Origin of the sequence: Pseudotabrizicola formosa (assembly GCF_002900965.1) — a bacterium.
Classification (GTDB): domain Bacteria; phylum Pseudomonadota; class Alphaproteobacteria; order Rhodobacterales; family Rhodobacteraceae; genus Pseudotabrizicola; species Pseudotabrizicola formosa.
This window is the reverse complement of sequence record NZ_PJOM01000002.1, coordinates 355,675-380,448: the sequence shown is the minus strand read 5'-3', so window position 1 is coordinate 380,448 and position 24,774 is coordinate 355,675. Positions and strand designations below refer to the sequence as shown.

At 63.7% G+C, this 24,774-nt stretch carries 24 protein-coding genes; 15 read left to right on the top strand and 9 right to left on the bottom strand.

The genetic code is table 11. From position 1 onward, the window contains the following. Positions 1-2: 2 nt before the first annotated feature. The 4 genes from CXR43_RS05910 to CXR43_RS05895 form a co-directional block, all read right to left on the bottom strand. The gene (locus tag CXR43_RS05910; protein ID WP_103333139.1) at positions 3-1,298 is read right to left on the bottom strand and encodes a BCD family MFS transporter; all 1,296 of its coding nucleotides are present in this window, start codon (positions 1,296-1,298) and stop codon (positions 3-5) included. Further along, on the bottom strand, positions 1,295-2,203 hold the full coding sequence (chlG, locus tag CXR43_RS05905) for a chlorophyll synthase ChlG (RefSeq protein WP_103333138.1): 909 nt from the start codon (positions 2,201-2,203) through the stop codon (positions 1,295-1,297). Before chlG ends, CXR43_RS05910 begins: the two co-directional genes overlap by 4 nt. A gap of 210 nt (positions 2,204-2,413) precedes the next feature. Continuing rightward, positions 2,414-3,778, bottom strand: coding sequence for a transcriptional regulator PpsR (gene ppsR / locus CXR43_RS05900; protein WP_103333137.1), 1,365 nt, complete (start codon positions 3,776-3,778; stop codon positions 2,414-2,416). 91 nt (positions 3,779-3,869) lie between these two features. After that, positions 3,870-4,658 (bottom strand): cobalamin B12-binding domain-containing protein, encoded by a 789-nt coding sequence (locus tag CXR43_RS05895; RefSeq protein WP_168219762.1) that lies wholly within the window; start codon positions 4,656-4,658, stop codon positions 3,870-3,872. A gap of 329 nt (positions 4,659-4,987) precedes the next feature. On the opposite strand from CXR43_RS05895, the gene bchF reads away from it, so the two are divergent. The 15 genes from bchF to CXR43_RS05820 all read left to right on the top strand — a co-directional run bounded on the left by bchF (position 4,988) and on the right by CXR43_RS05820 (position 21,332). Continuing rightward, a complete protein-coding gene (gene bchF / locus CXR43_RS05890; RefSeq protein ID WP_103333135.1) occupies positions 4,988-5,491 on the top strand; it encodes a 2-vinyl bacteriochlorophyllide hydratase in 504 nt (167 codons plus the stop codon). After that, the gene (locus CXR43_RS05885; RefSeq protein ID WP_103333134.1) at positions 5,488-6,822 is read left to right on the top strand and encodes a ferredoxin:protochlorophyllide reductase (ATP-dependent) subunit N; all 1,335 of its coding nucleotides are present in this window, start codon (positions 5,488-5,490) and stop codon (positions 6,820-6,822) included. Before bchF ends, CXR43_RS05885 begins: the two co-directional genes overlap by 4 nt. Further along, positions 6,819-8,420: a ferredoxin:protochlorophyllide reductase (ATP-dependent) subunit B gene (gene bchB / locus CXR43_RS05880; protein ID WP_103333133.1), complete on the top strand. Its 1,602-nt coding sequence runs from the start codon at positions 6,819-6,821 to the stop codon at positions 8,418-8,420. The genes CXR43_RS05885 and bchB overlap by 4 nt, the downstream gene beginning before the upstream one ends. 19 nt (positions 8,421-8,439) lie before the next feature. After that, the gene (locus CXR43_RS05875) at positions 8,440-12,006 is read left to right on the top strand and encodes a magnesium chelatase subunit H (protein WP_103334046.1); all 3,567 of its coding nucleotides are present in this window, start codon (positions 8,440-8,442) and stop codon (positions 12,004-12,006) included. A 106-nt stretch (positions 12,007-12,112) separates the two neighbouring features. Further along, positions 12,113-13,015: a ferredoxin:protochlorophyllide reductase (ATP-dependent) iron-sulfur ATP-binding protein gene (gene bchL / locus CXR43_RS05870; protein WP_103333132.1), complete on the top strand. Its 903-nt coding sequence runs from the start codon at positions 12,113-12,115 to the stop codon at positions 13,013-13,015. Between the two features lie 2 nt (positions 13,016-13,017). Next, complete coding sequence (bchM, locus tag CXR43_RS05865) at positions 13,018-13,686, top strand: magnesium protoporphyrin IX methyltransferase (RefSeq protein WP_103333131.1); 669 nt, start codon at positions 13,018-13,020, stop codon at positions 13,684-13,686. Continuing rightward, positions 13,683-15,122, top strand: a complete 1,440-nt coding sequence (locus tag CXR43_RS05860) for a PucC family protein (protein WP_103333130.1) — start codon at positions 13,683-13,685, stop codon at positions 15,120-15,122. The genes bchM and CXR43_RS05860 overlap by 4 nt, the downstream gene beginning before the upstream one ends. Before the next feature lie 19 nt (positions 15,123-15,141). Beyond that, positions 15,142-15,909 (top strand): photosynthetic reaction center subunit H, encoded by a 768-nt coding sequence (gene puhA, locus CXR43_RS05855; RefSeq protein ID WP_103333129.1) that lies wholly within the window; start codon positions 15,142-15,144, stop codon positions 15,907-15,909. Positions 15,910-15,974: 65 nt separating this feature from the next. Then, positions 15,975-16,646, top strand: a complete 672-nt coding sequence (gene puhB / locus CXR43_RS05850) for a photosynthetic complex putative assembly protein PuhB (RefSeq protein WP_103333128.1) — start codon at positions 15,975-15,977, stop codon at positions 16,644-16,646. 12 nt (positions 16,647-16,658) lie between these two features. Further along, complete coding sequence (gene puhC, locus CXR43_RS05845) at positions 16,659-17,126, top strand: photosynthetic complex assembly protein PuhC (protein ID WP_103333127.1); 468 nt, start codon at positions 16,659-16,661, stop codon at positions 17,124-17,126. Between the two features lie 12 nt (positions 17,127-17,138). Beyond that, complete coding sequence (locus CXR43_RS05840) at positions 17,139-17,435, top strand: hypothetical protein (protein ID WP_103333126.1); 297 nt, start codon at positions 17,139-17,141, stop codon at positions 17,433-17,435. Further along, a complete protein-coding gene (gene acsF / locus CXR43_RS05835; protein WP_103333125.1) occupies positions 17,432-18,544 on the top strand; it encodes a magnesium-protoporphyrin IX monomethyl ester (oxidative) cyclase in 1,113 nt (370 codons plus the stop codon). The genes CXR43_RS05840 and acsF overlap by 4 nt, the downstream gene beginning before the upstream one ends. A gap of 99 nt (positions 18,545-18,643) precedes the next feature. Beyond that, positions 18,644-19,492, top strand: coding sequence for a putative photosynthetic complex assembly protein PuhE (gene puhE, locus CXR43_RS05830; RefSeq protein ID WP_103333124.1), 849 nt, complete (start codon positions 18,644-18,646; stop codon positions 19,490-19,492). Then, positions 19,482-20,693 (top strand): 5-aminolevulinate synthase, encoded by a 1,212-nt coding sequence (gene hemA, locus CXR43_RS05825; RefSeq protein WP_103333123.1) that lies wholly within the window; start codon positions 19,482-19,484, stop codon positions 20,691-20,693. Before puhE ends, hemA begins: the two co-directional genes overlap by 11 nt. Positions 20,694-20,861: 168 nt before the next feature. After that, on the top strand, positions 20,862-21,332 hold the full coding sequence (locus tag CXR43_RS05820; RefSeq protein WP_103333122.1) for a c-type cytochrome: 471 nt from the start codon (positions 20,862-20,864) through the stop codon (positions 21,330-21,332). Positions 21,333-21,424: 92 nt separating this feature from the next. Here the strand turns inward: CXR43_RS05820 and CXR43_RS05815 are convergent, their stop codons facing one another. The 5 genes from CXR43_RS05815 to urtC all read right to left on the bottom strand — a co-directional run bounded on the left by CXR43_RS05815 (position 21,425) and on the right by urtC (position 24,773). Further along, on the bottom strand, positions 21,425-21,700 hold the full coding sequence (locus CXR43_RS05815) for a hypothetical protein (protein ID WP_210402057.1): 276 nt from the start codon (positions 21,698-21,700) through the stop codon (positions 21,425-21,427). After that, positions 21,697-21,918, bottom strand: coding sequence for a ribbon-helix-helix domain-containing protein (locus CXR43_RS05810; RefSeq protein WP_210402056.1), 222 nt, complete (start codon positions 21,916-21,918; stop codon positions 21,697-21,699). The genes CXR43_RS05815 and CXR43_RS05810 overlap by 4 nt, the downstream gene beginning before the upstream one ends. 184 nt (positions 21,919-22,102) lie before the next feature. Then, positions 22,103-22,798, bottom strand: a complete 696-nt coding sequence (gene urtE / locus CXR43_RS05805) for an urea ABC transporter ATP-binding subunit UrtE (RefSeq protein WP_103333120.1) — start codon at positions 22,796-22,798, stop codon at positions 22,103-22,105. Beyond that, complete coding sequence (gene urtD / locus CXR43_RS05800; protein WP_103333119.1) at positions 22,795-23,544, bottom strand: urea ABC transporter ATP-binding protein UrtD; 750 nt, start codon at positions 23,542-23,544, stop codon at positions 22,795-22,797. The genes urtE and urtD overlap by 4 nt, the downstream gene beginning before the upstream one ends. Next, a complete protein-coding gene (urtC, locus tag CXR43_RS05795) occupies positions 23,541-24,773 on the bottom strand; it encodes an urea ABC transporter permease subunit UrtC (RefSeq protein ID WP_103333118.1) in 1,233 nt (410 codons plus the stop codon). Before urtC ends, urtD begins: the two co-directional genes overlap by 4 nt. Position 24,774 lies beyond the last annotated feature (1 nt).

The window sequence follows — 24,774 nt, the reverse complement described above, 5'->3', positions numbered from 1 at the left end:
GGTCATTCTCCCGGAATGGCAAGGGCGGAAGGGTCCGTCGAGCGGCCCCCCCTTGTGGCATCGATCACCCGAAGGGCAATCGCTGCGGCGACGACAAAGAGGATGGCTTCACCAACAAAGACGAGGCCGAAGGCAGAGGGGGCAGGCAGCCAGAGGCGCAGCAGATCCACCGAAGCCGCGCCCAGCAAGCCGCCAAAACCGGCGGCCACGGCCTGCGCCGCCCCCCAAAGGCCCATGCGCGTGCCTTCGCGCGCGCCACGGCCCTGCCCGGCCAGCGCCATCATCGATCCGATGGCCGCCACCGCAAACATGCCGTTGAAAAAGCCCAGCGTGATCACGGCGGGCACCAGCAGGCCAAGGTCCAGCTGCCCCAGCACCGCAATCCCGCACAGGGCGGCCGCCGATCCGATGCAGCCTGTAACGACCCATTGCCGCAAAGACCCGATGCGCAGGCCCGTCGCGGCAATCCCGACCGCCAGCATGCCCAGGAACACTCCGCCGTTCTGCGCGCCGGACAGCTGCGTGCTCTGGCCAACATCAAAGCCGAACACCATGCCGGCATAGGGTTCCAGGATCAGCTCTTGCATGAAATAGGCGCTCATCGACAGAAACACGAAAAGCGTGAAGGCGCGCGACTGCGGCTCGGCCCAGATTTGTGCCAGCCCCTGCCGGAACGGGGCCGGATCAACCTCACGCTCGGCAATCACGCGTGACTCGATGCCCCAGACGGCAAGGATGGTCAGCAGCACGGCACCAAGGGTGACGATCCCGACGATCTCCAGCAGCAGCCCGGGCGTATAGGGGTTCAGGAAATGCCCCACCGTGCCCGCCGTCACCGCGATACCAAGGATCATCATCAACCAGGTGATCGTGGCCGCCGCCGGTCGCCGCTGTGGTTCGGTCGCGGTGGCCAGAAGCGCCAGCAACGAGGTGCCCGAGGCTCCCACCCCCACGCCGATCAGCGCATAGGCCAGAACCGACAGGACCAGCCCTGCCACCGGCTGCGCCGGGATCAGCACCACGCCGAAGGCGGCAAGAAAGGCCCCCGCCGCAAGTGCCGCCATACCGCCGATGATGAACATCGTCCGGTTGCCGCGGGTGTCAGAGCGGAAACCCCAATTGGGCCGGGTGATCTGGATGCCGTAATGCAGGGCCACCAGCAGCCCCGGCACCAAAGCGGGGAGCGCGAGTTCCACAACCATCAGCCGGTTCAGCGTGCTGGTGGTCAGCACCACAATCGCGCCAAGGCACATCTGCACAAGACCAAGGCGGAAGATCTGAACCCAGCTGAGCTTCATCCCGCAACCCCAAGATTTCGCAGGGCAAAAGCCGCGATCATCATGCCCGAGACATAGAACAGCACACCGGTGCCGTTATACCAGGGCGCGTATTTCTTCGGGTCGCGGAACAGCCGCTTCATCGCCACCATCTGCGCCAGAACCAGCACCGTCACGGCCAGAGCGTGCCAAGGGGCTGACCACAGCAGCAAAAGCGCGATCACGATCATCTGTGCCATTGCCATTGTGGTGCAGGCGATGCGTGCCGCGACCTCTGGCCCCAGCACCACCGGAAGCGAGCGCACCCCGTGCTGACGGTCGCCTTCCAGCGCCTTGAAATCATTCAGCGTCATGATGCCATGCGCGCCAAGCGCATAAAGCAGGGCAATGATCACCACCTCAAACCGCGGGGCCGCCGACAACAGCACCGCCGCCCCGGTGAACCATGGCAGGCCCTCATAGGACAGGCCCACAAGCCCCGGCCCCCACCAGCCAGAGCGCTTCAGCCGCACCGGTTCTGCCGAATAGGCCCAGGCGGCGATTACCCCCACCACGGTCGCGCCAAATCCCCAAGGGCCCAGCAACCAGCCGATGGCAAGGCTGAGCACCGTCATCGCTAGCGCGATATACAGCCCCCAACGACCGGGAATCCGGCCCGAAGGAATCGGGCGGTCCGGCTCGTTCACGGCATCGACATGCCGGTCGCACCAGTCATTGGCGGCCTGGCTCATGCCGCAGACAATCGGTCCCGCCAGCACCATGCCAAGGATCACGATACCCCAGTTCCCCGACAGCGCCACGCCAGAGGACACCGCGCCGCAAAGATAGGCCCAGATCGGTGGAAACCATGTAATGGGTTTGATCAGCTCCAGCATGGCGCGGGGCTGTGGGCTGGTGCGGGTATGGGGCGTTATGCTGACAGTCATCTGTCAATTACACCTGACAATTGAGAGTCGGGCAAGGGGCTGACAGGCAAATAGTGTAAATTAATCCTGACAGATTCTGCAGTCAGGCAGGCTTTGGGGCAAAAATCGTTCGTTCGGCCATTCCGGCCAAGCGCGCGGGCGCGTCGCCTGCCCCATCACAAGCCCTTTATGCCACGAAATCGCGCGGTGGAGCAGACCCGCAGGTACAGGTCAGTCGCCGTCCTTGTTGATCAGCCCGTATTTGCGCAGCTTCACATAAAGCGATTGCCGCGACAGGCTGAGCATGTCGGCCGCTGCCACACGGTTGTTGCGGGTCAGCTCCAACGCGGTTTCGATGCACATCTTTTCGATCACATCGGTGGTTTCGGCGACAATATCCTTGAGCGTGGACGAACCGACCAGCTCCATCACGTTGCGCATGCCCTCTTCGTTGTGCAGGCCCGCGGGGCGGCGCAGCGAATCCGCCCGGCTGACATCGCGCACCACCAGCGCCAGCACCGGATTGGGGCGGTCGTTCAGCCAGCTGGCCGACAGTTCCACCGCCGTCTGGCCGGAAAAATCGGTGGTCAGCTTGGTTGCATAGAGGCGCAGCTGCCCGGTGCGCCGGACATTGTCCATCAGCACCCGCAGATCGACCGCGCCGCGCGCCAGATAATCGGCCAGAGACCGGCCACGCATCGAGGCGATGTTGGCACTGTCGGTCAGGTTCAAGAACGCCTCATTGGCAGAAATGATCAGCCCGTCACCATCGGTGAACACGATCCCATCGACGCCAGCCTGATACATAAGGGCAAGATTGTCGGTCAGGTCATCGCCCTGCGGCGTGACAGAATCGGCCAGGTCGATCTGGCACAGCAAAAGCCGCTCGCCCGCAGCGCGGAACATGGTCGGCGTGACCTGCAACCGCTTCTGCGACCGACGGGCCGACAGTTCGATCGGGCCGCCACTTTCGGCGACCGCCAGATTGGCCATGCTTTCGAGAAATTCTCCCCGCCTGCGCCCTTCAAACTCCTGCGCGATGGCGGCCCCCACCATTTCGGCCCGGCTGCCGCCCAGCAACACCGCCGCCGCCGGATTCAGATCGGTGATCCGGCCGGTTGACATCGACACGATGACAATCGGGTCGCGCCCCACCTCCATCAGCACGCGGTAGCGGGTGTCCGCCTCGCGCTGCGTCTCGTAATCCCGCTCCAGCGCCAGCTGCGCCGAGATCAGCTGCTGCTGCACTTCGGCAATCGGGCGCAGATCGCGGCCGATCATCAAGACCGAATCGTCCGACCCGATCCGGTGCAGGCTGTAGCGCACCGGAAATTCCCAGGCGGTGCGGTCGGCATGGTTGAGCTCGATCACCGGGGGCACCCGCCTGCTGCCCAAATCGGCCAGCCGCGCCTCCAGCTTGCGCCAGCTTTCGCCGGCCAGAATGCTTTGCAGGCTGGCCCCTTCCCAATCTGCCACCCGCGCCTGAATGCCATGCGCGGGGTTGACCAAGACCGAGACGACCTTGTGCAGGGGAGAGACAAGCAGCGCAAGATCACTGGCAGAGGCGATGATCTCAGCCAACAGCTCCGGAGCCATCAGCGGCAGCTTTCCACTGTTCAAAAGGTGCCGTCCATCCGTTGTCACCAGATTATCCGTTCTTTTGCTGCGCCAGACAAAGCCGGGCGCTTTACGTTATCACTGTCATGGCAGGACGTCGGCAGGTCAGACCCAACACCTCTACCGCTTTTGACAGATCGTTCGTTACGATATCCACCTGCGACACAACCGCACCACCCCCCGAATGTTCCAGAACCGCCCCTCCCAGAGCGATCGGCAATGCGCCAGATGTTTCTTGCCTGAGCGTTTTCACCAAGCCGGTGCAAATTTCAAGCATTTCGTCATAGGCAACTGAAATCATTGCCGCATCAAATCGCCGTTGGGCCAGAATTGTCGCAAGTCCGGCCTCTGTCGGTGCAATCCGCAGGCAAACGGAAATCCCCTTGCGCCGCAGCCAGCCCGCCACCACCAGCGCCCCCAGCGTATGCTGCTCGTTTCCCGGCACGATCAGCAGGACCGTCGCCGCCCCCGGGGCATTGGTGCCGTCCGCAGACCAGCCCCGGCCCACATCATGCAGCAACACCTGCAAGCGCGAGCACCCGATGCTGACCTGCGAAAACGTGGCGGTATCATCCAGCCATTCCTGGCCCAGCATGCGGGCCAGTTCGGGAATATAGTGATCGGCCAGCATGTCATTGCTGATCCGCCACCGCCTGAAATCAGGCCGCAAGCCAGCCAAGGCCGTCAGATCCTGCGACTTCACGGCGGCCATCATCGCCGCCAGCAACGGTTCCTTGAGCGCGGCGCGGGGCAGATCCGCACGCGACGCCACCCGCGCCATCACATCCGCCGCAAATTGCGAAATGCCCGCTCCGTTCAACCCGCGCAGCCCATTCACTGAAAAATTGCCATCCTGCATGCCAGACTCCGAGACCATCCTGAAGGTCGCGCGTCAACAGCAAAACCGCAAGTGCAGTCCGGGCATGCAGGCGCCATTGGTCAGACTCTCCCAAATGGGAAAGGAGTTGTCAAATCAAATTGACACTTTTGAGCTATAGCATTTTCAGCCCCAGCGCAGAACCGAGCGGTAAATTCTTCTTTTTCAGTCTGATAGCGGTGAATTCCCCCGAATGCCCCCGCTGAACGCCCTAAAGCGCCACTGCAAGCGGTGTGTAAGTTTATGTTGACACTTTCGCCTCCGCGTCTAACTTGTAAGCAGGACAAGATTACAGGGAGGGGCCGCGGCACATGCAGCCAAAGCCAACACACTCACCGCACAAGCGGCTTTACACCCCGGCCGAACGGGCGCGGCGCGATGCAACCAAATGGACGCTGGTCCAAGGCATCCTGGCACCGCTGCAGTTTCTGGTCTTCGGGGTCTCGCTGGTGCTGGTGCTGCGCTTTGTCTGGACCGGTGAGGGCTACGGTGCCGCCACGGTGTCGATCCTGATCAAGACCGCGTTTTTATATGTGATCATGGTCACCGGCGCTGTCTGGGAAAAGGTTGTGTTCGGCCAGTATCTCTTTGCCCCGGCGTTCTTTTGGGAAGATGTGATCAGCTTTGTCGTGATCGCGCTACATAGCTTCTATCTCTACGGCCTGATCACCGGCGCGCTGGACCCGGCGGCGCAGATGGCCACCGCCCTTGCCGCCTATGCCGCCTATGTCGTCAACGCCGGGCAGTTTCTGTGGAAACTCCGGATGGCCCGGCGCGACGCCGACACCACCCCCGTCACAGGAGTGGCCGCATGAGCCTGGATTCCCCCGCACTCGCCCCGAACCGCGGCTGCCGCGACACCCCCGTTCTCAAGGAACGTGGCCAGCGTGAGGTGTTCTGCGGGCTGACCGGAATCATCTGGCTGCATCGCAAGATGCAGGATGCCTTCTTTCTGGTGGTGGGCTCGCGCACCTGCGCCCATCTGCTGCAATCGGCGGCAGGCGTGATGATCTTTGCCGAACCCCGCTTCGGCACGGCAATCCTGGAAGAAAAAGACCTGGCGGGACTCGCCGATGCCAATACCGAGCTTGACCGCGAGGTTGCCCGCCTGCTGACCCGCCGCCCCGATATCAAACAGTTGTTTCTGGTCGGGTCCTGCCCCTCCGAGGTGATCAAGCTGGATCTGGCCCGGGCGGCAGAACGGCTGTCGGGGCTGCATGCGCCGCATGTGCGGGTCTACAACTACTCCGGGTCCGGCATCGAGACGACCTTTACCCAAGGCGAGGACGCCTGCCTTGCCGCCATGGTGCCGACCCTCGCCAGCACAACGGCGCGCGAAGTGCTGATCATAGGCGCCCTGCCCGATGTGGTGGAAGACCAGTGCCTGTCGCTGCTGGCGCAGCTGGGCATCGGCCCGGTGCGCATGCTGCCTGCCCGCCGCGCCGCCGATCTGCCCGCCGTGGGACCACAAACCGTCTTCGCCCTGGTGCAACCCTTCCTCGGCGACACCCATGCCGCGCTGATCCGGCGGGGCGCCCGGCATCTGCCCGCCGCCTTCCCCTTCGGCGAGGAAGGCACCACGCTCTGGCTCTGGGCCCTGGCACAGGAGTTCGGCATCAGCCGCGACCACTTCGACGCCGTCACCGCCGCCCCGCGCGCCCGTGCGCGAAAGGCCGTCGCGGCCCATGCCGAAACGCTCAACGGCAAGTCGGTGTTCTTCTTTCCCGACAGCCAGCTCGAAATCCCGCTGGCCCGTTTCCTGGCCCGCGAATGTGGCATGACCCCGCTGGAGGTTGGCACCCCTTTCCTGCATGCCGCCATCACCGGCCCTGATCTGGACCTGCTGCCCGAAGGCCCGGTCATCTCTGAGGGTCAGGATGTCGACCGCCAGCTGGACCGCCAGCACGAAGCGCGGCCTGACCTGACGATCTGCGGCCTCGGCCTTGCCAATCCGCTGGAAGCCCAGGGCCACACCACCAAATGGGCCATCGAGCTGGTCTTCACCCCAGTGCATTTTTACGAACAGGCCGGCGACCTCGCCGCGCTGTTCAGCCGCCCCCTGCGCCGCAAGGCTTTGCTGACCGCCCCCATTGCCTGTTCCCAAATATCCCGGGGTCCGGGGCAGAGCCCCGGAGGCCAGCCATGAAGCTCACCCTCTGGACCTATGAAGGCCCGCCCCATGTAGGGGCCATGCGCGTCGCAACCGGCATGACCGGGTTGCACTATGTGCTGCACGCGCCGCAAGGCGACACCTATGCCGACCTTCTGTTCACCATGATCGAGCGGCGCAATCACCGCCCACCGGTCACCTACACCACCTTTCAGGCCCGGGATCTGGGGGCGGACACCGCCAACCTGTTCAAGGATGCCGCGCGCGACGCCTATACCCGCTTCAAGCCGCAGGCGATGATCGTGGGCGCATCCTGCACGGCGGAACTCATTCAGGATGATCCCGGCGGTCTGGCGGGGGCGCTGGACCTGCCCTGCCCGGTCATCCCGCTGGATCTGCCCAGCTATCAGCGCAAGGAAAACTTCGGCGCGGATGAGACCTTCCATCAGCTGTGCCGCGCGCTGGCGCGTCCGATGCCGCGCACGGAGGCCATCACCTGCAACATCCTTGGCGCCACCGCGCTTGGCTTTCGCCACCGCGATGACGTGGCCGAGGTGACAAAGCTGCTGGGCCTGATGGGCATCACCGTCAATGTCGCGGCCCCCCTGGGATCGACCCCCGCCGACATCGCCCGCATGGGTCAGGCGCATTTCAACGTGCTGCTCTATCCGGAAACCGGCGAAGGCGCGGCGCGCTGGCTGGAAAAGACTTGTGGCCAGCCTTATACCAAGGTTGTCCCGCTTGGCGTCGGGGCCACCCGCGATTTCCTGCATGAAGTGGCAAGCCTCACCGGCCTGTCGCCAAAGGTCGACGAATCCGCCCTGCGCCTGCCTTGGTGGTCGGCCTCGGTGGACTCCACCTACCTGACCGGCAAGCGCGTCTTCCTGTTTGGCGACGCGACGCATGTCATTGCCGCCGCCCGCATCGCCGCCACCGAGATCGGGTTCGAGGTGGTCGGCATGGGCTGCTACAACCGTGAATTCGCTCGCCCCATGCGCGCTGCCGCCAAGGCTTACGGCCTGGAGGCGCTGATCACCGATGATTATCTCGAGGTCGAGGATGCCATCGCCGCCGCCGCCCCGGAACTGATCCTGGGCACCCAGCAGGAACGCCACATCGGCAAGCGCCTGGGCATTCCCTGCGCCGTCATCTCCTCTCCGGTGCATGTCCAGGACTTCCCCGCCCGCTATTCGCCCCAGATGGGATTCGAGGGCGCGAATGTGATCTTTGACACCTGGATCCATCCGCTGGTCATGGGTCTGGAAGAACATCTGCTGACCATGTTCCGCGAGGATTTCGAGTTCCATTCCGATGCGGGCCCCAGCCATCACGGCGGCAAGGCCGATCTGCGCGAGGTGTCCGACGAGGCGCCTTTGGCCAGCGTGGCTGGGGGGGCTCTGCCCCCCGGCTTCGCCTCCCCCCGGGATATTTCAGAACAGATAATGGCAGAAGCGACGGTATCGCCCTCGGGTGAGCCGGTCTGGCTGCCGGCGGCCGAGCGCGAGTTGAAGAAGATCCCGTTCTTTGTGCGCGGCAAGGCCAAGCGCAACACCGAAGGCTATGCGCGCGAAAAGGGCGTGGCCGAGATTTCTGTCGAAACCCTCTATGAGGCAAAGGCCCATTATGCGCGATGACCGCTTCCCATCGCCGGAAATGACTGCGCCACAGGGCGACGGGGTTTACCGTTTCGTGATCGTGACGCTGGATGCCCATGCGGCAGGCCCGGCCGCACGGATCGCGCCACGCCTGGCGCAGGATTTCCCGGGGATCGAGGTTTCGGTTCATGCGGCCGCCGAATGGGCGGAAAATCCAAGCGCGCTCGCCGCGGCCAAGGCGGCGGTGAACAGCGCGCATTTCGTCGTGGCAAATCTTTTGTTCATCGAAGAGCACATCACCGCCATCCTGCCCGAGTTGCAGGCCGCCCGCGCGCGCTGCGATGGGTTTGTCGGGGTGATCGCAGACCCATCCGTCGTCAAGCTGACGAAGATGGGTGATCTGGATATGAGCGTCGAGGCGTCCGGCCCGATGGCGCTGCTGAAAAAGCTGCGCGGCAGCAAGGCCCCGTCGGCAGGGTCGGGCCAGAAGCAGATGGCGATGTTGCGGCGGTTGCCGAAGATCCTGAAGTACTTCCCCGGCAAGGCGCAGGATCTGCGCGCCTGGTTCTTGTCGATGCAATATTGGCTGGGCGGGTCGGATGACAATCTGGAAGCCATGGTGCGCTTTCTGGTCAGCCGCTATTCGGGCAAGCGCGACTGGGCCAAGGTCAAGGCGGCAGCACCGATCGATTACCCTGATACCGGCCTCTATCACCCCGGGCTTGCAAGCCGCATCACCACCGATGCCAGCGTGCTCCCCCGCCCCGAGGGCGCTGTGGCCACCGTTGGCATGCTGATGCTGCGCAGCTACATCCTTGCGGGTGACACCGCGCATTACGATGCGGTGATCACCGCGTTTGAGGCCAAGGGCATCGCCGTGCTGCCGGCCTTTGCCGGCGGGCTGGATGGTCGCCCGGCGATGGAGGCGTTCTTCACCGGGCCTGCCGGGGCCAAGGTCGATGCGCTGGTCTCGCTCACCGGGTTCAGCCTTGTCGGCGGCCCGGCCTATAATGACAGCCCGGCGGCTGTGGCGGCGCTTGCGGCGCTGGACGTGCCCTATATTGCGGCCCATCCGCTGGAATTCCAGACATTGGGGCAATGGGGGGAATCGGGGGGCGGGCTTGGCCCGGTGGAAACCACCATGCTGATCGCGCTGCCCGAGATTGATGGCGCCACCAACCCCACCGTCTTTGCCGGGCGCCATGACGCGAACGGCTGCAAGGGCTGCGCCAAGAATTGTCAGCCGCAGAGTGCCGAGGCGCTGACCACCCGCGCCATGGCCCCCTGCTTTGAGCGGATCGACGCGCTGGCCGACAAGGTGGCGCGTCTGGCGCATCTGCGCCGGTCGGATGTGGCCAGCCGCAAGGTTGCCATCGTGCTCTACGGCTTTCCGCCCAATGCCGGGGCGGCGGGCACTGCGGCCTATCTGTCGGTCTTTGAATCGCTGCACAACACGCTGCATGCGATGAAGGCCGCCGGTTACCGCGTGGACCCGCCTGAAAGCGTGGAGGATCTGCGCGAGGCGGTGCTGGGCGGATCGGCCCGGATGTATGGCCAGCCTGCCAATGTGGCCGCCATCGTTCCCGCCGCCGAAGTGGTCGCCAAGACCAAATGGCTGCGCGATGTGGAGGCCGCCTGGGGCCCGGCTCCTGGCCGCATCCAGACCGACGGGCGCGGTGTGTTCGTGCTGGGCCGCGAGATGGGCAATGTCTTTGTCGGACTTCAGCCGGTGTTCGGCTATGAAGGCGACCCGATGCGCCTGCTGTTCGAGAAGGGCTTTGCGCCCACCCATGCCTTCACCACCTTTTACCGCTGGATGCGCGAAGACTTCGGCACCGATGTGCTGCTGCACTTCGGGATGCATGGCGCGCTGGAATTCATGCCGGGCAAACAGGCGGGCATGTCGGAAACCTGCTGGCCCGACCGGTTGATCGGCAACCTGCCCAACATCTACCTCTATGCCGCGAACAACCCGTCCGAGGCGACGCTGGCCAAGCGCCGGTCGAACGCCATTACCATCACCCATCTGACGCCGCCTTTGGCACAATCGGGGCTGTATAAAGGGTTGGCCGATGTCAAGGACACGCTGACCCGGCTGCGCGCCCTGCCGATGGACGCGCCGGAACGGCTGGAGATGATTGACCTTTTGCTGGTGCAGGCGCTTGCCGTCGATCTGGACGCCAGCGATCTGGACACGCTGTGGATCAAACTGCTGGAGACCGAAGGGGCCCTCATCACCGATGGGTTCCACGTTCTTGGAGCCGTGATGAGCGACGCAAACCGCGCCGCCATGCTCGAGCTGATGCCCGATACGGCTGACAAGGCCGAAGCCGAGCGGCTGCTGTGCGAGGACCACGAGATTCCTGCCCTGCTGCGCGCCCTGTCGGGCCGCTTCATCAGCCCGGTGCCGGGGGGTGACCTGATCCGCGCGCCCGAGATCCTGCCCACGGGCCGCAACATCCATGCCTTTGACCCGTTCCGCATGCCGACCGCTTTTGCCATGCAGGACGGGGCGGCACAGGCCGAACGGCTGCTGGCCGCCGCAGACCGGCTGCCGCGCAGCGTGGCGCTGGTGCTATGGGGGTCTGACAACATCAAATCCGATGGCGGGCCGATTGCACAGGCGCTGGCCCTGATGGGCGCGCGGCCGCGCTTTGACCATTATGGCCGGCTGTGCGGCGCGGACCTGATCCCGCTGGCCGAGCTTGGCCGCCCGCGCATTGATGTGGTGATGACGCTGTCGGGCATCTTCCGCGACCTGCTGCCCTTGCAGACCCGGATGCTGGCCGAAGCGGCCTGGAAGGCCGCCACCGCCGACGAGCCGGAGGCACAGAACTTTATCCGCGCCCATGCGCTGGCCTATGCCGCCGAAATGGGGGTGGAGATGGATGTGGCGGCGTTGCGGGTGTTTTCCAATGCCGAAGGGGCCTACGGGTCGAACGTGAATGTGCTGGTCGGATCCTCGGCCTTCGGGGCCGAGGATGAGCTGGCCGATGCCTACGAGTCGCGCAAGAGCTTTGCCTATGGCCGCTCGGGCAAGCCGGTGCAGAATGGCCAGTTGCTGCAAAAGGCGTTGAAAGATGTCGATCTGGCCTATCAGAACCTGGAATCGGTCGAACTGGGCGTCACCAGCGTAGACCATTACTTCGACACGCTGGGCGGCATCGCCCGCGCGGTCAAGCGCGCCCGCGGCGGGGTGGATACGCCGGTGTTCATCGGCGACCAGACCCGGGGTGCGGGCACGGTGCGCACACTGAAAGACCAGATCGCGCTGGAAACCCGCTCGCGCAGCCTGAACCCCAAATTCTATGAGGGATTGCTCAGGCACGGGGCCGAAGGCGTGCGCCAGATCGAGGCGCATGTGTCCAACACCTTTGGCTGGTCGGCCACCACCGGGCACGTTGACCCTTGGGTCTATCAGCGCCTTTCGGAAACCTTCGTGCTGGATGAGGTGATGCGCAAGCGGCTGGCCGGGTTGAACCCGGAGGCCAGCAACCGGATGGCACAGCGCCTGCTGGAAGCATCAGACCGCAACTACTGGCAACCCGATGCCGAGACATTGGCCGCGTTGCAGCGGGCAGCGGATGAGATGGAAGACCGGTTGGAAGGGATCGCGGCAGAATGACGATGTGCTCCCTTGAGTTCACCTTCGGACCGGGGCTCTGCCCCGGACCCCGGGATATTTTCGAACAGATAATAGGGGCGCGCCCGCCTCTGGAAAGGAGGGCACAATGAGCCCACGTGATGAGATCCCGAACCTGAGAGGCCTTGATGGCGACGGGTCGGTGCAGGTGCATCAGGACAGCGATGTGAAGATCGAGGGGGCCAAGGTGTTCTCGGTCTATGGCAAGGGCGGGATCGGGAAGTCGACCACCAGCTCGAACCTGTCGGCCGCATTTTCCATGATGGGCAAACGCGTGTTGCAGATCGGCTGCGACCCCAAGCATGACAGCACCTTCACCCTGACGGGTCGGCTGCAATCGACGGTGATCGACATTCTGAAAGAGGTCGATTTCCACGCCGAGGAATTGCGCCCCGAGGATTATGTGGCTGTTGGGTTCAACGGCGTGAAATGCGTGGAGGCTGGCGGGCCGCCGGCGGGCACCGGCTGTGGTGGCTATGTCGTCGGGCAGACGGTGAAACTCTTGAAGCAGCACCATCTGCTGGAAGACACCGATGTGGTGATTTTCGACGTGCTGGGCGATGTGGTCTGTGGCGGGTTTGCGGCCCCCCTGCAGCATGCCGACCGCGCCGTGATCATCACCGCCAATGACTTTGACAGCATCTATGCGATGAACCGGATCATCGCGGCGGTGCAGGCGAAATCGAGCAATTACAAGGTGCAGTTGGCCGGTTGCGTCGCCAACCGCTCGCGCGAGACCGATGAGGTGGATCGCTATTGCGCCCGCGTCGGCTTCAACCGGCTGGCCCATATGCCCGACATCGACGCCATCCGCCGGTCGCGCCTGAAGAAGAAGACCCTGTTCGAGATGGACGATGCCGAAGACGTGGTCATGGCGCGGGCCGAATACATGCGGCTGGCCGATACGCTGTGGCGGTCGGTGCAGGGCAAGGGATCAACCCCCGACCCGCTGCCCGACCGCGAAATCTTTGAATTGCTGGGATTCGATTGAGAATGACCGACTATTCCACCACCCGTGCCAGGGTCGAAGACTATTTCGACCGCAGCGCCACCAAGGTTTGGGAGCGTTTGTGCTCTGACGCGCCGGTCAGCCGCATCCGGCAGACCGTGCGCGCCGGGCGCGATGCGATGCGGGCGACCATGCTGGCGCAACTGCCTGCCGACCTGACGGGCAGGCGGGTGCTGGATGCCGGTTGCGGCACCGGGCTGATGACGGCGGAACTGGCGGCGCGCGGGGCTGAGGTGGTGGCGGTGGATATCTCGCCGCAGCTGATTGCCATCGCACGTGACCGGCTGGAGCCGCGCTTTGCGGGTCAGGTCAGCTTTGCCGCCGGGGATATGACGGATGAGGCCTTCGGCCGTTTTGACCATGTGATCGCGATGGACAGCCTGATCTATTACAATGGCAGGGATATTGCCGCGATCCTGCACCGTCTGGCGCAGCGCACGGGCGGGCAGATCGTGTTCACCGTCGCCCCGCGCACGCCCTTCCTGATGACCTTCTTTGGCTTGGGCAAGCTGTTCCCGCGCGCCGACCGGTCACCCACCATGATCCCGCATGCCTTTGAAACGCTGGCAAAAGCCACCGGACCGGGGCTGGCGCGGGTGGGGCGGATCAGCAGCGGATTCTACATCAGCGAATGTCTGGAGTACCGGCCATGATCCTGCGCAAGAAGGACATCGCGAAACTGGGGGCTGGGTGGATGCCCTTTGCCGATGCGGCCTCGGACGGGCTGCCGCTGCGGCAACTGCTGCGGCTGAGCCTGTTCCAGATCTCGGTCGGGATGGCGACGGTCCTGCTGCTGGGCACGCTGAACCGGGTGATGATTGTGGAACTGTCGATCCCGGCCATGCTGGTGGCGCTGATGATCGCCATTCCGGTGCTGGTGGCGCCCTTCCGTGCGCTGCTGGGGCACCGGTCTGACACCCACCGTTCGGCCATCGGCTGGAAGCGGGTGCCGTACCTGTGGTTTGGCAGCCTGTGGCAGATGGGTGGCCTTGCGGTGATGCCCTTTGCGCTGATCGTGCTGTCGGGCGACCAATATCTTGGCCCGCGATGGGCGGGAGAGGTTCTGGCGGCCCTGGCCTTTCTGATGACCGGCATCGGCATGCACATGACCCAGACCGCCGGTCTGGCGCTTGCCGCGGACCGGGCCAGCGATGAGACGCGGCCGCGGGTGGTGGCGCTGCTCTATATCATGTTCCTTGTCGGCATGGGGGTGTCTGCGGTGATCGTGGGCTACCTCTTGCGCGACTATGACCCGATCACGCTGGTGCGCGTGGTGCAGGGCTGTGGCGCGGCGACGCTGGTGTTGAACATCATCGCCCTGTGGAAGCAGGAAAAGGTCGCTCCGATGACGAAAGCGCAGCGCGCCGAACCGCGCCCGCAGTTCCGCGATGCCTGGCGCGATCTGATGGCGGGCGGCACGGCGGGGCGGCTGCTGGCGGTGGTGATGCTGGGCACCCTTGCCTTTCAGATGCAGGATGTGTTGCTGGAGCCCTATGGCGGCGAGATCCTTGGCCTGTCGGTCGGGGCCACCACGCTGCTGACCGCCGCATGGGCGGCGGGCGCGCTGACCGGCTTTCTGCTGGCCGCACGCTGGCTGACCCGGGGGATGGACCCCTACCGGATGGCGGCGCGCGGCATTCTGGCCGGGGTGGCCGCGTTTTCCTGCATCGTCTTTGCGGCCCCGCTGGACAGCACGCTGATCTTCTACATCGGGGCCTTCGGCATCGGCTTTGGCGGCGGGCTGTTCGGTATCTCCACCCTCACCGCCGCGATGACCATGCCCGCGCGCGGGCTGGCGGGGGCGGGTCTGGCGCTGGGGGCCTGGGGGGCCGCACAGGCTACCGCTGCGGGCCTTGCCATCCTGATCGGCGGCACCTTGCGCGATCTGGTCAGCCATCTGGCCACCAGTGGAAAACTGGGCGCGCTCACCGACCCCAGTATTGGCTATTCTGCCGTCTATCATCTTGAAATCGTACTTCTTTTTGCAACCCTCGTCGTGCTTGGCCCCTTGGTCAAACTCGGCATCCTGACTTCACCGAAACCGGAGGCCGACGCGGGCAAGCTTGCCCTCGCCGACTTCCCCACCTGACAACGCGGAGGACCATTCCATGGTTGGCGTCAATTTCTTCGGCAATTTCGATCTGGCGAGCCTGTCGATCTGGCTGTTCTGGGGCTTTTTTGCCTTGCTGATCTATTACCTGCAGACCGAAAACATGCGCGAAGGCTATCCGCTGGAAACCGAAGATGGTCTGCCCGCGCCAAACCAGGGCCCGTTCCCGGTGCCCAAGCCCAAGACCTTCCTTCTGCCCAACGGCAAGGGCAGCGTGACCGTGCCATCCGCCGCGAATGAGGCGGAACACCGCCGCACCGATCTGGCGCTGGCCCGCACCGCCGTGTCGGAAGGCTTCCCGCATGCGCCCACCGGCAATCCGATGCTGGATGGGGTGGGCCCGGCATCCTGGACCCCGCGCCGCGACGAGCCGGAACTGGATGGCCATGGCCATGCCAAGATCGTGCCGATGGCGCAGGCCAAGGGCTTTGCCGTCAGCGCCGGGCGTGACCCGCGCGGTCTGCCGGTGCAGGCCGCCGATCTGGAAGTTGTGGGCCGCGTCAGCGACATGTGGGTGGATGCGCCCGAACAGATGGTGCGCTACCTGGAAATCGAGCTGAACTCGGGCGAACGCCGCCTGATCCCGATGACCATGGCCCGGATCTGGGCCGACCGGGTGCGCGTGCGCTCGATCACCTCGGACCATTTCGCAGATATCCCGGCGACCAAATCGCTGACCACGGTGACCAAGCTCGAGGAAGACAAGATCTCGGCCTATGTCGCCTCGGGCTGGATGTACGCGACCAAGCGCAAATACGGCTACTGACAAAGAAGGGGGGCGGCGCGCGCCCGCGCCGCCCCGTCTTGACCAACAGATACGGAGGGTTCGAGATGTCGGACCATGATACGAAGAGCAAGACCGTCGACCGAGTCGTCGACAGGGATTTCGATTTCGAACTGATGCCCGGCGTGCCTGCCGGTCTGCCGAAAGGCGAAGAAATCCTGTGGCAGGGCAAGGCGAATGCCATGGCCCTTGCGCGGGAAGCCTACAAGATCAACTGGATCGCCGGCTATATGCTGATCCTCGTGCTCTGGCGCGCCGGTGGGGCCTATGCCGATGGCGGTGCCGCGCTGATGCTGGCAACCGGCCTGCCCTATCTGGTGCTGGCGATTGCGGCATATGGCGTGATCTACCTGCTGGCCTGGGCCCAGGCCCGCGCCTCGATCTACACCATCACCTCTGCCCGCGTCATCATGCGGATCGGAGCGGCCCTGCCCGTGACCTATACCATCCCCTTTGTGCGCATTGCCACCGCCCGGCTGGACCTCAAACCCGGCGGCACCGGCACCATTGCCATTGAAATCACCGATGGCGCGCGGCTGTCCTATGCCGTGCTGTGGCCGCATCTGCGGCCCGGCTTTGCGAAGGTCACGCAGCCCGCGTTCCGTTGCATCCCCGATGCGCAGAACGTGGCGCGCCTGCTGGCAGATGCCGCACAGGCCAAGCTGAACGAACCGGTTGTCACCATGGCCCCCTCGGGTGCCGTGCTGGCCGCAGAATAAAGGGCGCAGAGAATGGCACAATTCCGCACCCTTGCCGACCGCCCCTCCCCCGAACGCGAGATGATCCCCCGGGTTCTGCTCTGGGCCATGTTCGGGCTGGCGATGATCACGCTGACCGTGGTCAGCCTGTCGGTCCTGACCAACCACCCGCATGTGGGTGTTCCGCCAGCCTCTACCGTCGTCCAAGAACGGTGGCTGGTTCTTGAAGGCCAGTCAGCACAAGCGGTTGTGGTCCGCGATGCTGACGGCACCCTGTTGCTGGATCTGCCGCATGGTGGTTTCATCACAGTGATCCAGTCTGCCATGGCGCGCGCGCGTCTGGTGGCCAAGATCGAGGGCAATCCGCCGATGCGGGTTGTGCGCTATGACAACGGCCGCCTTGTGGCCGAAGATCCGACCACAGGCTGGAGCGCAGAGCTTTATGCCTTTGGCGGCGACAACAAAGCCGCGTTCGAACGGCTGCTTGATCAAACAAAATAAGGGAACCAAACAATGGCATTCTTCAGCAAAGTAAAGGAACAGGTGCCCTGCACCGTCGAGGTCAGTCACCGGTTCGAAGCGCTTCACGCCCATGTCAAATTCAACAACGGCGCGGTCGTCCATCCGGGCGACGAGGTTCTGGTGCATGGCGCGCCAGTGCTGGCCGCCTATGGCGAACTGATCATCGAAGACCGCATCGCCACCATCACCCGCGCCACCTGGCTGGAACGCCAGTGGGTCAGGCTGACGGGCGATTTCGACTTCATGGAACTGTGCGAATTTTCCTTCAGCGAGGAGTTGACGGTATGAAAGACTCAACCCTTGAAAAAGACCATGCCACCACGCATGGCGAATTGCATGCCGAACTGGCCGGCAAGTTTGACACCACCGCGATGGCGACCGATGCCACGCTTCTGAACCCGCGCTTCTACACCACCGATTTCGACGAGATGGACCGGGTGGATGTCACCCCGGTGCGCGCGGAATGGGACGCGCTGATCGCGCAGATGCGGTCAGACCCGAACAAGGGCCATTTCAAGAAGAACGCCGATTGGGACCATGTGGACTGGGCCGGGATGGAGCCGCATCTGCGCGCCGAATTCATCGACTTTCTGGTGTCGTCCTGCACGGCAGAGTTTTCCGGCTGCGTGCTCTACAAGGAAATGAAACGCCGCGGCAACAACCCCGACATCTGCGAGCTGTTCAACTACATGGCCCGCGACGAGGCGCGCCATGCCGGGTTCATCAACGATGCCCTGCGCGAAGCAGGCGTGGCGGTGAACCTCGGCTTTCTGACCAAGGCCAAGAAATACACCTATTTCCGGCCAAAGTTCATCTATTACGCCACCTACCTGTCGGAAAAGATCGGTTATGCCCGCTACATCACCATCTACCGCCATCTGGAGGCGCATCCCGAACAGCGGTTCCACCCGATCTTCAAATGGTTCAAGGAATGGTGCAATGACGAGTTCAGCCATGGCGAAGCCTTCGCCCTGCTGATGCGCACCGACCCCAAGCTGACCACCAGCTTTACCAACAAGCTGTGGATCCGGTTCTTCCTGACGGCGGTCTATTCCACGATGTGGGTGCGCGATCACGCCCGCAAGGATTTTCACGAGGCGCTGGGGGTGGACATCGACTGGTATGACCAGGAGGTGTTCCGCAAGACCTCTGCCATCGCGCGGCAGGTGTTTCCGGTGGAAATCGACATCGACCACCCGCGCTGGATTCCGGGCCTGCGCCGCATGAACGCGGCCATGCTGGATATGGAACGCGGGCGCAAGACGGGCGGCCTCAAGGGCCGTCTGACCAATGCCTGGGGCACGGCACGCGCCCTTGCGGCCTTTGTCTCGCTCTACACGATCCCGGTCATCAAGACGACGCCGCCCGCATCCGTGCGGCTGGAGCCGGCGTATTGACCGATCGCCATCATATCGCCGCGACAGCGGTGATTGCGGCTGCGGGATGGGCGCGTCCCGCCGCCGTGTGTGGCCCCTCTGGACACAGGGGGGCCACGCATGACTGACGCATGGACCCTGACCAACCCGTGGATTGCGGCTCTGTCCGCCATTTTCCTGTGGTGGTTTTCCACCGGCATCATCCTGTGGCGCGTGCGCCGGGCCGATAACGCGGGCCGGGACGCGCATCTGTGGTCGGTGCTGCTGGGCCTGCCGCTGTTGCTGGCGGGGATCATCGGCCTGAACGAGACGCGGGCCGACACGTCGGCCCTCGGGGCCTACCTGTCGTTTCTCTCGGCGCTGGCGGTCTGGGGCTGGGTCGAGCTTGCCTTTCTGTCGGGCATCATTGCCGGGCCGAACACGGTGCCCTGCCCGCCGGATGCGCCGCTGCAAGCGCGGTTCTTCCGCGCCATCGGCACCATCCTGTGGCACGAGCTGCTGCTGATCGCCCTGCTGGCCGCCATTGTGATCCTGACCCTTGATGCCGCCAATATCTTCGGCCTCTGGACCTTTGCCATCCTGTTCTTTGCGCGCATTTCCGCCAAGCTGAACCTGTTCTTCGGCGTGCCGCGCATCCATACCGAATTTCTGCCCCGCCCACTGTCGCATCTGGCCAGCCATTTCCGGCGCGCGCCGATGAACTGGGTGTTCCCGCTGTCGGTCACCGCGCTCAGCTATGCGTCCTACTGTTTTCTGGAACGCGCCTTTACCGCCACCACCAATGGCACGCTGATCGGCTTTACCCTCCTGTCTGCCCTGACCCTGCTCGCGCTGTTGGAGCATTGGTTCATGGTCATCCCGCTTCCCGACCAGAAGCTTTGGCGCTGGATGCTGCCCGAGCGCAAATCGCAACCGCAGGCGATGCAGACCCTGCACCCGACGTTGAAAGAAAAGACCCATGGACTTTGACGCCCTCTTCACCAGCCATCTGGACACCCTGAAAGCTGAAGGCAATTACCGCGTCTTTGCCGATCTGGAACGCCGCTGCGGCAATTTCCCCCGCGCCGACAACCACAAGGACGGGGCGCTGCGCGATGTGACGGTGTGGTGTTCCAACGATTATCTGGGCATGGGTCAGAATCCGTCGGTGGTGAACGCCATGGTCGATGCCGTGCGCGCCTGCGGCACGGGCGCCGGCGGCACCCGCAACATCGGCGGCACCAATCACCACCATATCCTGCTGGAATCCGAACTGGCCGATCTGCATGGCAAGGAGGCGGCGCTGCTGTTCACCTCGGGCTATGTGTCGAACTGGGCCGCCCTTGGCACGCTTGGCGCGCGCATTCCGGGCGCGGTGATCCTGTCGGATGAAAAGAACCATGCCTCGATGATCGAAGGCATCCGCCATTCCCGCGCCGACAAGGTGCTGTGGCGCCACAATGACTGGCGCGATCTGGACCGCAAGCTGCATGCGGTGGGCGACCGGCCCAAGATCGTGGCCTTCGAGTCCGTCTATTCCATGGATGGCGATGTCGCCCCGATCCGCGAGATTGTCGAGGTCTGCGAAGCCCATGGCGCGCTGTCCTACATAGACGAGGTCCATGCCGTCGGCATGTATGGCCCGCGCGGTGGCGGCGTGACCGAGCGCGAGGGCCTGGCCCATCGCATCGACCTGATCGAGGGCACGCTGGGCAAGGCCTTTGGCTGCGTCGGCGGTTATATCACCGGATCGGCGCCGCTGGTTGATTTCATCCGCAGCTTTTCCAGCGGCTTCATCTTCACCACCGCCCTGCCCCCGGCAGTCGCTGCCGCCGCCACCGCGTCGATCAGGCACCTCAAGCAATCTTCGGCCGAGCGCGATGCACAGGCAGACCGCGTGGCCCAACTGCGCACCCGGCTGGACCGTGCCGGTATCCCGCATCTGGCCAATGACAGCCACATCATCCCGGTGATGATCGGCGATCCGGTCAAATGCAAGATGATCAGCGATATCCTGATGAACGACTGGGGTATCTATGTGCAGCCGATCAATTATCCCACCGTGCCAAAAGGCACCGAACGGCTGCGCATCACCCCCGGACCGCTGCATTCCGATGCCGATATCGACCATCTGGTGACCGCGCTGGCCTCGCTGTGGCGGCAATGCGCGCTTGCCCACGCGGTCGCCTGACGTCTGGTGCCTGAAATCGTGCCGGGAACGCAGGGGCCCTGCCATGGGTTTCATCCATCTGAAAAAAGATACTCGCCCGCTGCACGCGCGCGTGACTTGCCTTTTCGCCAACGGGATGCATTTGTATCCCATAGAATTCACTTCGGAGGACCCTTTATGAAACTCGCTATGACTGTTATGACATTTGCCTCGCTCGCCTTCACTGCGCCCGCCATGGCTCAGGCGACCGGGGATGCCGCTGCCGGTGAACGTGTGTTCAACAAGTGCCAGACCTGCCACGTGATTGCGGATGCCGATGGCAACGTGCTGGGCGGCCGCGCCGCCAAGACTGGCCCGAACCTGTATGGCCTGCCGGGCCGTGTTGCAGGCAGCCAGGCCGATTTCAACGGCTATGGCGATGATCTGGTTGCCCTTGGCGCAACCGGCTTTGTCTGGGACGAAGCCTCGTTCCTCGAATATGCGGCCGATCCGGCCAAGTTCCTCAAGGCCCGTCTGGATGACAGCGGCGCCCGCTCGAAGATGGCGTTCAAACTCGCCAATGAAAAAGAGCGTCTTGATGTCTATGCCTACATCGCGTCGCTCTCGCCCGCAGCAGAGCCTGCCGCCGAGGGCGAGGCCGCACCGGCTGTTACCAACTGATCTGCCCGTACAGGCAAGGCAAAGGCCCCGGATCGCTCCGGGGCCTTTTGCTTTTTTGGGGAAACGTTCTGCGGGAAGGAGAAGATGCGGGTTCACTTCTTGACCAGATAGCCGATCAGACCCCCCGCGGCCCCGGTCAGGAATGACATTGCCCATTTCTTTTCCTCGGATGCCGCAGTTTCCGATTGAACGGTCGTAACGCAGATCCATGCCAGCACAGCAAGAAAGGACAGCGCCGCAAAGAACAGGGTCAGGTCTTTGATCACGCGCACCCAGGCGTCCTTGTTCGACTCTTCGGGCTTCACTGTCGCGGTATAGGTATGCCCTTTCGGAGCGGCAGACAGATCATAGATCTGAGGATTGGTCACAGACCGACAAACTCGGTTTCCATCTGGCGCGTTTTGGGTTCGACCAGACCAAGTTTCAGACCCCGCTTTTTGCCATCCTGCGCCGCAATGAAAAGCTGGAGCGCCTTGCGGATCACTTCACTTTTGTTGCTTTCACTTTCGGTGACAACCTGCTCAATCGCGCTGTTAAGGTCATCCGACAGCACAAGGTTAAATCGCACACTCATTCCGGGATCCACGCTTTGCTTCCTGATGAGCAGAATATGCACATTTCCTGCGCATAACGCAAGACCGGGGGCCTTTCATTCGGTGCACTGGCTCGGTATCTGTCGGCAGAAGTTAAAAACTTCTTACTACGCACACCTCAAGTCCTTGATTATAAACATTTCACAGTGCCTGCCCGCTGTGTTACACCCGTCCCGCTCAGACCGAAACCGTGGCCCGCAGCACCTCTTTGGACAGCGTCGCCTTGTCCCCTTCCAGCGCCACTTCGCCCCGCTTGAGCACATAGAAGCGGTCAGCCAGCCCATAGGCAAAGTCGAAATACTGCTCGACCAGAATGATCGCCATATCCCCCTTGCCCTTGAGGTATTCGATCACCCGCCCGATCTGCTGGATGATGTTGGGCTGGATGCCTTCGGTCGGCTCGTCCAGCAGCAGAACCCGGGGCTTCATGATCATCGCGCGGGCAATCGCCAGCTGCTGCTGCTGCCCGCCCGACAGATCGCCGCCGCGACGGTGCAGGAAGTCCTTGAGGATCGGGAACAACTCAAAGATCTCATCCGGGATGCGATGCTCGGCCCGGGGCAGCAAGGCATAGGCGGTTTCCATATTCTCGCGCACCGTCAGCAGCGGAAAGATCATCCGCCCCTGCGGCACAACCGCCAGCCCGCGCCGCGCCATGGCCTGCGGCTGCACGATTCCGACCGGTTCATCCGCCAGCCAAAGCTTGCCGCCCGAGCGCGGGTGCGTCCCCGCAAGCGCCTTGAGCAGCGAGGTCTTGCCAACCCCGTTGGTGCCCATCACGCAGGTCACCTCGCCCGCGCGGGCCTCCATGCTGATGCCATGCAGGATCTGGCTGCCGCCGTAATGCAGCGTCAGGTTTTCGGTTCTGATCATCGTTCCGACCGCCCCAGATAAACGTCGATCACCTGCGGATTGCGGGTGACATGGTCCAGTGTGCCCTCGGCCAGCACAGACCCTTCGTGCAGTACGGTCACCTTGCAGTTCAGGCGGCGCACGAATTCCATATCATGCTCCACCACAACCACCGCGCGGGTCTTGGCAAGGTCCACCAGCAGCCGTGTGGTATGCTCGCGTTCGGCCAGCGTCATGCCCGCTGCCGGTTCATCGACCAGCAACAGCTTCGGCTCCTGCGCTAGGAGCATGCCGATTTCCAGCCATTGCTTTTGTCCGTGGCTCAACTCCCCCGACTTGCGGCCAAGCGCGTCGCCCAACCCCACCTCAGTCGCCAGTTCCGCCACGCGGGCGTGGTCGGCGGGTTTGGGCGACCAGAACAGCACCGCCAGCGGCCCACGTGCCGCCTTCAGCGCCATCATCAGATTGTCGGCGACCGTCTGATCCTCGAACACCGTGGGGCGCTGGAACTTGCGGCCCACCCCGGCCCGGGCGATCTGGGCCTCGGACATCGCCAGCAAGGATTGCAACCGATCCCCCCACAGCACCTTGCCCTCGTCGGGCCGGGTCTTGCCGGTGACAATGTCCATGAATGTGGTCTTGCCCGCCCCGTTCGGGCCGATGATGGCGCGCAACTCTGCCGGGCCGATGTTGAACGACAGGTTGTTGATGGCGCGGAACCCGTCAAAGGTGACGGACACGCCGGAGACTTCCAGAAGCTGCGTCATTTCTTGGCCTCTTTTTCCAACAGCGACCCGTCACCCGGCCCAAGGTCCGCCCCCTTGCGGTCGGGCGTGCGCAGGCCCTGCCACAGGTCGACCAGCCCGCCGATGCCCTTGGGCGCGAACAGGGTAACGCCCACAAAGGACAGGCCCAGCAGGATCAGCCACCAGTCCACCCAGTTGATGGTATAAAAGCCCAGGTTGATCGAGGGGGCCCGCCCGCCAGTGAACCAGGACGACAGCAGCGAGACAAAGGCCGCGCCGATCACCGCGCCATAGAGCCGCCCGCGCCCGCCGATGGCCACCCAGACGGCAAGGTAGATGCTGGCAATCGGGGCCAGTTCCGCCGGGTTGATGATCCCCGCCTGCGGGTAGTAAAGCGCGCCGGCAATGGCCGCGATGATCGCGGTCAGGGTAAAGACGAACAGCTTGTAGCCCTCGACCGAATAGCCAAGGAAGCGCACCCGCGCCTCGTCATCGCGGATGGCGCGGATGACGGAGCCGAACTTGCCCGACACCACCCAGGCCACCAGCAGATAGCCCAACCCGAGGGCAAAGGCCGATGCCCAGAGGAACCAGACCGACACCCGGTCTTGCGACACCCCGTCCAGACCGGGGATGTTCTGCAATCCTGACAGACCGTTGTTGCCGCGCAGGCCGGAATCGTTCTGGAACAGATAGAGCGCGAGGGCCAGGGTCATCGCCTGAGTCAGGATCGACAGATACACCCCCGTCACGCGGCTGCGAAACGCCAGCCAGCCGAAGATCAGCGCCAGAAGTCCCGGGACCAGCACCACCAGCAGCAACTGCAGCGGCAGCGAATGGGCAAACAGCCACACGGGCGGCAGTTCCGATGCCCCCACCACGCCAAAGATCTGTGCCGCGATGCCGTTCTGGATCTCCTGCGCCGTGGCGGGAAGCGCCTCGTTGGACAGGGCGGTGATGACGATCGCCTCGGTCCGGGCATACATCAGCCACATGCCGATCATGTAGCCACCAAGCGCGAAGAACGCCATGTGACCAAGGCTGAGGATACCGGCGTAGCCCCAGATCAGATCCATCGCGAGGGCAACGAGACAGAGGCACAGGGTCATGCCAAGGGTCTTGATGAAGGAGGTGGACAGGAACGCCACGCCATAGGCCTGGGAGAGCAGGGTGACGCCGAGGGTGAACCCGGACAGGATCAGCAGGAACCACAGAACCGAAGGATTTCGGGAAAGATATGTGCGGGTCATT

Excerpts from the sequence above, each read along its gene's own strand:
- CXR43_RS05910 (WP_103333139.1), bottom strand. The coding sequence starts at position 1,298 with ATGAAGCTCAGCTGGGTTCAGATCTTCCGCCTTGGTCTTGTGCAGATG.
- chlG (WP_103333138.1), bottom strand. The coding sequence starts at position 2,203 with ATGACTGTCAGCATAACGCCCCATACCCGCACCAGCCCACAGCCCCGC.
- ppsR (WP_103333137.1), bottom strand. The coding sequence starts at position 3,778 with ATGGCTCCGGAGCTGTTGGCTGAGATCATCGCCTCTGCCAGTGATCTT.
- CXR43_RS05895 (WP_168219762.1), bottom strand. The coding sequence starts at position 4,658 with ATGCAGGATGGCAATTTTTCAGTGAATGGGCTGCGCGGGTTGAACGGA.
- bchF (WP_103333135.1), top strand. The coding sequence starts at position 4,988 with ATGCAGCCAAAGCCAACACACTCACCGCACAAGCGGCTTTACACCCCG.
- CXR43_RS05885 (WP_103333134.1), top strand. The coding sequence starts at position 5,488 with ATGAGCCTGGATTCCCCCGCACTCGCCCCGAACCGCGGCTGCCGCGAC.
- bchB (WP_103333133.1), top strand. The coding sequence starts at position 6,819 with ATGAAGCTCACCCTCTGGACCTATGAAGGCCCGCCCCATGTAGGGGCC.
- CXR43_RS05875 (WP_103334046.1), top strand. The coding sequence starts at position 8,440 with ATGACTGCGCCACAGGGCGACGGGGTTTACCGTTTCGTGATCGTGACG.
- bchL (WP_103333132.1), top strand. The coding sequence starts at position 12,113 with ATGAGCCCACGTGATGAGATCCCGAACCTGAGAGGCCTTGATGGCGAC.
- bchM (WP_103333131.1), top strand. The coding sequence starts at position 13,018 with ATGACCGACTATTCCACCACCCGTGCCAGGGTCGAAGACTATTTCGAC.
- CXR43_RS05860 (WP_103333130.1), top strand. The coding sequence starts at position 13,683 with ATGATCCTGCGCAAGAAGGACATCGCGAAACTGGGGGCTGGGTGGATG.
- puhA (WP_103333129.1), top strand. The coding sequence starts at position 15,142 with ATGGTTGGCGTCAATTTCTTCGGCAATTTCGATCTGGCGAGCCTGTCG.
- puhB (WP_103333128.1), top strand. The coding sequence starts at position 15,975 with ATGTCGGACCATGATACGAAGAGCAAGACCGTCGACCGAGTCGTCGAC.
- puhC (WP_103333127.1), top strand. The coding sequence starts at position 16,659 with ATGGCACAATTCCGCACCCTTGCCGACCGCCCCTCCCCCGAACGCGAG.
- CXR43_RS05840 (WP_103333126.1), top strand. The coding sequence starts at position 17,139 with ATGGCATTCTTCAGCAAAGTAAAGGAACAGGTGCCCTGCACCGTCGAG.
- acsF (WP_103333125.1), top strand. The coding sequence starts at position 17,432 with ATGAAAGACTCAACCCTTGAAAAAGACCATGCCACCACGCATGGCGAA.
- puhE (WP_103333124.1), top strand. The coding sequence starts at position 18,644 with ATGACTGACGCATGGACCCTGACCAACCCGTGGATTGCGGCTCTGTCC.
- hemA (WP_103333123.1), top strand. The coding sequence starts at position 19,482 with ATGGACTTTGACGCCCTCTTCACCAGCCATCTGGACACCCTGAAAGCT.
- CXR43_RS05820 (WP_103333122.1), top strand. The coding sequence starts at position 20,862 with ATGACTGTTATGACATTTGCCTCGCTCGCCTTCACTGCGCCCGCCATG.
- urtE (WP_103333120.1), bottom strand. The coding sequence starts at position 22,798 with ATGATCAGAACCGAAAACCTGACGCTGCATTACGGCGGCAGCCAGATC.
- urtD (WP_103333119.1), bottom strand. The coding sequence starts at position 23,544 with ATGACGCAGCTTCTGGAAGTCTCCGGCGTGTCCGTCACCTTTGACGGG.
- urtC (WP_103333118.1), bottom strand. The coding sequence starts at position 24,773 with ATGACCCGCACATATCTTTCCCGAAATCCTTCGGTTCTGTGGTTCCTG.